Annotated in this window: 6 protein-coding genes; 1 reads left to right on the plus strand and 5 read right to left on the minus strand. The window is 73.7% G+C overall.

The features are described 5' to 3' along the window. A partial coding sequence (locus VR44_RS01595; RefSeq protein WP_045945509.1) for a CE1758 family FMN-dependent luciferase-like monooxygenase occupies positions 1–1,024 on the minus strand: 1,024 nt, incomplete at its 3' end. Between the two features lie 265 nt (positions 1,025–1,289). On the opposite strand from VR44_RS01595, the gene VR44_RS01600 reads away from it, so the two are divergent. Continuing rightward, positions 1,290–2,552, plus strand: coding sequence for an IS701 family transposase (locus VR44_RS01600; RefSeq protein WP_063778892.1), 1,263 nt, complete (start codon positions 1,290–1,292; stop codon positions 2,550–2,552). On the opposite strand, the gene VR44_RS01605 is transcribed toward VR44_RS01600, so the two are convergent. The 4 genes from VR44_RS01605 to fbaA all read right to left on the minus strand — a co-directional run bounded on the left by VR44_RS01605 (position 2,525) and on the right by fbaA (position 7,308). Continuing rightward, positions 2,525–4,480, minus strand: coding sequence for a helix-turn-helix domain-containing protein (locus VR44_RS01605; protein WP_045945510.1), 1,956 nt, complete (start codon positions 4,478–4,480; stop codon positions 2,525–2,527). The two genes, VR44_RS01600 and VR44_RS01605, sit on opposite strands and share 28 nt — an antisense overlap. Positions 4,481–4,577: 97 nt before the next feature. Further along, complete coding sequence (locus VR44_RS01610; protein WP_052713412.1) at positions 4,578–5,285, minus strand: AfsR/SARP family transcriptional regulator; 708 nt, start codon at positions 5,283–5,285, stop codon at positions 4,578–4,580. Between the two features lie 78 nt (positions 5,286–5,363). Continuing rightward, positions 5,364–6,092 (minus strand): ScbR family autoregulator-binding transcription factor, encoded by a 729-nt coding sequence (locus VR44_RS01615; protein ID WP_045945511.1) that lies wholly within the window; start codon positions 6,090–6,092, stop codon positions 5,364–5,366. A 193-nt stretch (positions 6,093–6,285) separates the two neighbouring features. Then, a complete protein-coding gene (fbaA, locus tag VR44_RS01620; protein WP_045945512.1) occupies positions 6,286–7,308 on the minus strand; it encodes a class II fructose-bisphosphate aldolase in 1,023 nt (340 codons plus the stop codon). Positions 7,309–7,446: the final 138 nt, after the last annotated feature.

Here is a 7,446-nt window from a genome sequence, read left to right on the forward strand (position 1 = left end):
TGGGCGGGCGGCCGGCGGCCAGCTCGCGGCGGAGTACCGGGACGATGTGTTCGCCGAGGATGTCGATCTGCTCCAGCGCGGTCTCCAGCGGGATCCCGGCGTGGTCGACGGTGAAGAGCTGGCGCTGGTAGTGCCCGTAGACCTCCCGGAAGCCGAGGATCTTCTCGATGGCCTCGTCGGGGCTGCCCACGGTCAGCGGGGTGCGGGCCGTGGCCTCCTCCAGGGACCAGTGCCGGGCGCAGGCCGGGGAGCGGTCGAAGTAGGGGCGGAACTCGCTCAGCGCGTCCTGCGAGCGGGGCCTTACGAACAGCTGCCCGCCGAGGCCGACGATGGCCTGTTCGGGGCTGCCGTGGCCGTGGTCGGCGTACCGGGTGCGGTAGAGCTCGACCAGGCGGGCGTAGTGCCCGACGGGGGCGAGCAGGTTGTCGGCGAAGAACCCGTCGCCGTAGTACGCCGCCCGCTCCGCGGTCTCCGGGGAGCTCACCGAGGCGTGCCAGACGAAGGGCGGTACGCCGTCCAGCGGGCGGGGGGTGGAGGTGAAACCGTCCAGGCGGGCCCGGGAGCGGCCCCGCCAGTCGACGTCGGTCTCGCGCCAGAGGCGGTGCAGCAGGGCGTAGTTCTCACGGGCGAGGGCGAGGGTCTCGCGGAGGTCCTGGCCGAACCACGGGTAGACGTCGGGGGTGTTGCCGCGGCCGGTGATCAGGTCGAGGCGGCCGCCCGCCAGGTGCTGGAGCAGCGCGTACTCCTCGGCGACGCGCACCGGGTCGTTGGTGGTGATCAGGGTGGTGGCGGTGGAGAGGATCAGCCGCCGGGTGCGGGCGGCCACGTACGCGAGCAGGGTGGACGGGGAGGAGCAGACGTAGGGCGGCTTGTGGTGCTCGCCGGTGGCGAAGACGTCGAGGCCCGCCTCCTCGGCGCGGACGGCGAGGGCGGTCATGGCCCGGATGCGCTCGTGCTCGGTGGGCATGCGGCCGGCCCGGGGGTCGGGGGCGAGGTCGCCGACGGAGAAGATGCCGAACTGCACGCCGCTCCTCCCGCCCGCTCGCACCTTCTCGCGCCTTTCCGCGCCCCGGCGCGGAGGATCCCGACCGTGCCCGATCTGCGGTGATCCGGCCAGGTCCGGGCCTACAGTCCGTCAAGTCGCGGAGGTGGTGGGGACCCCACCACCTCCGGGGCGAGCGCGGTGACCGGCCCACCTCCCCCAACAGGGTGTCCTCGTCGGACGGTAGAGGGGCAGTGGACGCACGCCGAGGGGGCATGTCGTGAAAGCGGTCATGAGCAGCAGCACCATGAGCAACAGCAGCACCATCACGGGGGACGTGACGGGGACGAGGACGGGGAACGGGACGGGGAACGGGACGGGGCGGCCCGATCCGGCCCGGGAGGTGGCCGACGACCTGTGTGCCGCCGTCCTCTCCTCCCTGCGCCGCAAGGACCAGCGGGAGAAGGGCCGGCAGTACGTCCAGGGGCTGCTCGCGCTCCCCGGGCGCAAGTCGATGCGCGGGATCGCGGGCCAGGTCGGCGGCGGGGCGGCCGAGCAGAGCATGCACCACTTCATCTCCAGCTCCACCTGGGACTGGCAGCCGATCCGGGCCAACCTCTCCCGGTTCCTGGAGGCGGCGAGCCCGCTGACGGCGTGGGTGGCGCAGCCGATGGCCATCCCCAAGGGCGGGGAGCACTCGGTGGGCGTGGCCAACCGGTTCGACCCGCACCAGGGGCAGATGTTCCGGGGGCAGCAGGCGTTCGGGACCTGGTTCACCTCGGCCGCGCTGGCCACGCCCGTGGGCTGGGAGATGTTCCTTCCGGAGACGGAGACGGAGACGGAGACGGGGGCCGGGACGGGCGTGGGGACGGGGGCGGGAGCTGAGACGGAGCACGCCGCGCGGGCCGCGTACGAGGAGGCCGCCGCGGCCGCCGTGATCTCCACGGTGCGGCGCAGCGGGAGCCCGGTGCGGCCGGTGGTGCTGGACATCCGGCAGATCGGGACCCGCTCCACGATGAACCGCTTCGCCGAGGCGGGGCTGCCCGTCATCGCCCGGATCAGCCCGTCCACGCCGCTGCTCGTCACCGATCCGGCGCTGCCCGGGCACGGGGCGGGGGCCCGCTGTGCGCGGGACGTCCTGCAGGCGGTGAAGGGGCTGTGCACGCCGGTGGAGTGGACCGACCCCCATCCGGTGGCCGGGGCCGGCCGGCACCGCAGCACCCTCGCGGTCGCGGTGCGGGTGATGATGCCCGACCCCTCGCCGGCCCGCCGCCGCCACCTGCTGCTGGTCGGCGAGTGGGCGGATCCGCGGCGCGCCCCGTCGCAGCTGTGGGTGACGGACCTGGTGCGGCTGCCGGTGGGCCCGCTGCTGCGGCTGACGAAGCAGGGCCGCCGGGTGGCGTTCGCCGCCGAGCACAGCGGCCAGGAGGCGGGGCTGCGCGACTTCGCCGGGCGGGCGCTGCCGGGCTGGCACCGGCACGTGACCCTGGCGTCGGTGGCGCACGCCGCCCGCGCGCTGACGGGGACCGGGACGACGGGGGGTTACGGGGCCTCGTACGGGGCCGTGTAGGGGGAGGCGTCCGACCGGTCGGCGGCGGTGCGGCGGTCGTGCAGGACGGTACGGGTCCTGCGCAGCCGCAGCGCCATCTGGATCTCCAGCGCCCGGGCGGGCTTCTGCCAGTCGGGGCCGAGGAGTTCGGCGATGCGCTCCAGGCGGCGGGAGACGGTGTTGGGGTGGACGTGCAGGGCCTCGGCGGCGTGGGTGGGGCTGGCGCCGGAGGCGAAGTACGCCTCCAGGGTGCGGGTCAGCTCGGCCGGCCGGCCGGTGTCGTACTCCAGGACCGGGCCGATGGTGCGGGTGATGTACGACTCCACGTCGTGGTCGGCGGACAGCAGCAGGCCGAGGAAGCCCAGTTCCTGCAGGGAGGCGGTGCCGCCGACCCCGTCGAGGGCGGTCAGCGCGTCGAGGCAGCGCACCGCCTCGGCGTAGGTCCGGGCCACGTCGCCGGGGCCCGTGGTGGGTCCGGCGGCGCCGGTGGAGACCGCGTGTCCCAGCAGCGGCGACAGCTCGCCGGATGCCCGGTGGGCGGCGGCGGAGGCGTCGCTGCCGGGGAGCACGAGGACGATGCAGCCGCGGCGGACGCCCTTGAGGCCGCCCATCCGGTAGGCGTACGAGGTGGCCCAGGCGACGGCCTTGCCGAGCTCGCCGCCCTCCGGCCGGGCGACGACCACCACGTGCGGGCGGTCGAGGTCGATGCCGAGCCGACGGGTCCGTTCGAGCAGGTGCAGGTCGACGGAGTGGGGCCGGTCGAGGAGGTCGGCGAGGAGTTCGTCATGGACGGGGCCCTCGGCGGCGGCGGTGCCCCGCTGGATGAGCATCAGGCAGGCCACGGACTGGGCGGCCAGCTGCAGCAGCCGTACGTCCTCGTCGGTGAGCGGGGCGGAGGCGCTGAGCAGCAGCACCCCGAGGTCCTCGGCGCCGGCGAGGACGGGGGCCAGCCACAGCTCGCCGGGCAGCCGGGCGGGGCGCCGGAGGGTGAGCGCCTGGAGGGCCCCCTTGGTGACGGCCTCCTCGTCCAGGCCGGGCAGTTCCCCGGTGGCGGTCAGCGGGCGCCCGCCCGGGTCCCGTACCTGGAGCACGCCGTCCAGCGCGTCGGCGGTGGCCCGGGCGAGGGTGGGCAGGCCGGCGCCGTCCAGGACGAGTCCGGCGAGGCGGGCGTGACACTCCCACAGGTGGCGGACGCGGGTGAGGGCGGTGTGGGTGCGGGAGCCGAAGGCCTCCAGCTCGGTCACCTGGTCGCGGGTCTGCTCCAGCAGGCGGGCCTTCTCGATGGCGACGGCGGCCAGGTCGGCGAGGGAGAGCATGATGCCGATCTCGTCCGGGCTGAACTGCCGTACGGCGCGGTCGGAGCCGTAGAGGGCGCCGAGGGTGGAGTCCCCGCGGCGCAGCGGCACGGCGATGATCGCGTGGAGGCCCTCGGCCTCGACGACGGCGTCGATGCCGGGTGCGTGGGCGATGGTGGGGTCGGTGAGGTAGTCGGGGGTCCACACCGGGGAGCGGCGGGCCTGGGCGATGCTGCCGAGGCCCCGGCCGGTGCCGAGTTCGAGTCCCACGTTGAAGGCGGTGGTCTCGCCCTCGGAGGTGCGGACGTACGCCGAGCCGTCGGGGCGGCTCAGGGACAGCCAGGCCATGTCGAAGCCGAGGAGGCGCCGGGCGCGGCGGGTGATCAGCCGGAGCAGGCCGTCGATGTCGTAGGGGGAGGTGAGGTCGTGGGCGGTGTCGACGAGGGCGGTGAGGGCGGCTTCGCGCTGCCGGCTGCGGGTCGCGCGGGCCTGGACCGAACGGGCCAGTTCCAGGGCGCGGGTCAGCCCGTCGAGGGTGGCGTCGTCGGCGCCGGCGGCGCGGGCGTCGGTGAGCAGCGCCTCGTACCGGCCCGGCGGGGCGTCCTCCGCGAGCAGTTCCAGTACGGCCAGTGCGCCCGCCTCGTCCCCGCGCATCCTGCCGACCCCCTCCGACCAGCTGTTTTCCCCGCGTCCCGTCCCGAACCTAGGTTCCGGGCGGCGAGGGGTCAAGCAGGGGGCAGGGAGGGGCCGGTCAGCGGCGTACGGCGTCCGCCAGGGTGACGCCGGGGGCGGGGAGGGCGGCGCGCAGGGCGGCGACGCGGGCCTCCGCCCGGCGCAGGGCCTCCAGGTAGGCGCCGTCGGGGTGGCGGCCGCCCGCGCCGCGCAGGCCGGCGAGTTCCAGGAGGAGTTCGCGGTGGTGGCCGAGGGCGAGTTCGGCTTCGACCCATTGGCCGAGAACCGCCATCCGGTCGGCGTCGAGGGCGGCGGTGCGGCAGCGCAGCCAGGTCCCGGCGTCGATGCCGTCGAGGGCGGGGCCGGTCCACAGGTCGAGGGCGCGGCGCAGCCGGGGGGCGGCCCGGGTGAAGTCGCCGCGGTCCATGGCCCGGTAGCCGGCGCCGGCCTCGCGTTCGAACTCGCGGACGTCGCAGCGGCCGCCGCCGGTGTCGAGGAGGTACCCGCCGGGGCGGGCCGCGAGGACGTTCTCCGGGGTACGGACCGAGCCGGCCCCGAGGGCCTCCGCGAACCGCTCGCGCAGTCGGCGTACGGCGGTGTGCAGGGCGGCGCGGGAGTGCTCGGGCGGGGTGTGGCGGGTCAGCTCGTCGGCGAGTACGGAGATGGGGACGACGCGGTCGGGACTGGCGGCGAGGACCGCCAGGACGTGCCGGGACTCCGGTGTGGGGGCGGTGATGGGCACACCGTTCTCGGTGACCCGTGGTGCGCCGAGTACCTCAATGTCCACATGTTCTCCCTGGGCAGGCGAGCGCAAAAATAATACCCGGAAGGATCTTTTTGGGAAGGGGTGGGCGCGCGGGACGGCTCAGCCGACGGGGACGCCCGTCTCCTCGAACTCCCCTGCGGGGACCACTCCGTTGGCGCAGCCCGCCCGGCAGGCGTGCCCTCCCTGCGGCCCGTAGAGCGCCCGCGCCCCGCGCCCGGGGGCGGTGTCCAGCCGGATGGCCACGGCCGGGACCACCACGTTCGGCATCACGTGCGTGTAGAGCTCGGCGACCTGCGCGTCCAGGTCGAGGCCGAGGGTGTGGGACATGGTGTTCAGCCCCGCGTACGCGCCGACGATCAGCCGGGCGGGGACGACCGGGTCCACGCCCGGCAGCAGCTCCCCGCGCCGGCGGGCCTCGGACAGCACGTCGGCGCACACCCCGATCCAGGTCTCGTAGGGCGTCGCCCGGTCGAGCTCGCCGCCCGTCTGGTCCAGCGTCAGCCGGGCGCTCGCCCGGATCAGCACCTCGTGCCGCATCCGGTGCGAGAAGACCATGCCGATGTCGATGAACTCCTGCGCCTTGTACTGCTGCGGCAGCGCCTGCGGCTGGTCCTCGTTCTGGGCGTCGATGACGGCCTGGGCCAGGCCTTCCTTCGACTCGAAGTGGAAGTAGAGGGCGCCCTTGGTGACCTTGGCGATGTTGACGATGTCCGAGAGCTTGGCCGCGTCGTAGCCGCGCTCCTCGAACACCACGGCCGCCGCCTGCAGGATGGCGCGGCGGGTGCGCACCGCCCGGTCCTGCTTCACCTGGGGTCTCTCTGTCCTCATATGTGGCGTCGCCTCTCCTGGCCCGCCGGCATCACATTCCCACGGGTACGTTTTCTCTCGGTATTCCACACCATCGCGCGGGAGGACGTCCACCGGCGTATGTCACCTCCCGCACACGAAAGAGGGGCCCGCCGGTCCGTTTCCGGACGGGCGGACCCCTCTTCGGGGTCCGGGGCGCGGGAAGCGCCCGGGACTACTTCAGCTTGGTGCCCGTGGAGCGCAGGTCGGCGCAGGCCTGGACGACGCGCTTGGCCATGCTCGCCTCGGCCAGCTTGCCCCAGGTGCGCGGGTCGTACGTGGACTTCTTGCCGACCTCGCCGTCGACCTTCAGGACACCGTCGTAGTTGCGGAACATGTGGTCCGCGACCGGGCGGGTGAAGGCGTACTGGGTGTCGGTGTCGAGGTTCATCTTCACGACGCCGTTCTCCAGCGCGGTGGCGATCTCCTGCTCGGTGGAGCCGGAGCCGCCGTGGAAGACGAAGTCGAACGGGTTGCTCTTGCCGTACTTCTCGCCGACGCCCTGCTGGAGGTCCTTGAGCAGCTCGGGGCGGAGGACGACGTTGCCCGGCTTGTAGACGCCGTGCACGTTGCCGAAGGAGGCGGCCAGCAGGTAGCGGCCCTTCTCGCCCAGGCCCAGGGCCTCGGCGGTGCGGATGGCGTCCTCGACGGTGGTGTACAGCTCGTCGTTGATCTCGTGGCTGACGCCGTCCTCCTCGCCGCCGGTCGGGGTGATCTCGACCTCAAGGATGATCTTCGCGGCGGCGGCCTTGGCGAGCAGCTCCTGGCCGATGGCCAGGTTGTCGGCCAGGGTCTCGGCGGAGCCGTCCCACATGTGCGACTGGAAGAGCGGGTTCAGGCCCTTGGCCACGCGCTCGGCGGAGATGTCGAGCAGCGGGCGGACGTAGCCGTCCAGCTTGTCCTTGGGGCAGTGGTCGGTGTGCAGCGCGACCGTGATGTCGTACTTGGCGGCCACGACGTGCGCGAACTCGGCCAGGGCGACCGCGCCGGTGACCATGTCCTTGTTGTACTGGCCGCCCAGGAACTCGGCGCCACCGGTGGAGATCTGGATGATGCCGTCGCTCTCGGCCTCCGCGAAGCCGCGCAGCGCAGCGTGCAGGGTCTGGGTCGAGGTCACGTTGATCGCCGGGTAGGCGAACTTGCCTGCCTTCGCCCGGTCGAGCATCTCGTTGTAGACCTCGGGGGTTGCGATGGGCATCTGTCCGCTCCTTGGATGTGCGGGGAGTGTGCTTATTGCGGGCCCTGACCTGGGGGCGACGTCAGACGTCGCGCCTATCTTTCCAGACTCGGCGCGACACTCCACCCCGCGTGACGGCCCTCGTACGCCGAGAAGGCG

The organism is Streptomyces katrae (genome assembly GCF_000966975.1).
Taxonomy (GTDB): Bacteria; Actinomycetota; Actinomycetes; order Streptomycetales; family Streptomycetaceae; genus Streptomyces; species Streptomyces katrae.

Bases quoted from the DNA above. Each gene is read 5' to 3' on its own strand.
- VR44_RS01600 (WP_063778892.1), top strand. From the start codon at position 1,290: ATGAGCAACAGCAGCACCATCACGGGGGACGTGACGGGGACGAGGACG.
- VR44_RS01605 (WP_045945510.1), bottom strand. From the start codon at position 4,480: ATGCGCGGGGACGAGGCGGGCGCACTGGCCGTACTGGAACTGCTCGCG.
- VR44_RS01615 (WP_045945511.1), bottom strand. From the start codon at position 6,092: ATGAGGACAGAGAGACCCCAGGTGAAGCAGGACCGGGCGGTGCGCACC.
- fbaA (WP_045945512.1), bottom strand. From the start codon at position 7,308: ATGCCCATCGCAACCCCCGAGGTCTACAACGAGATGCTCGACCGGGCG.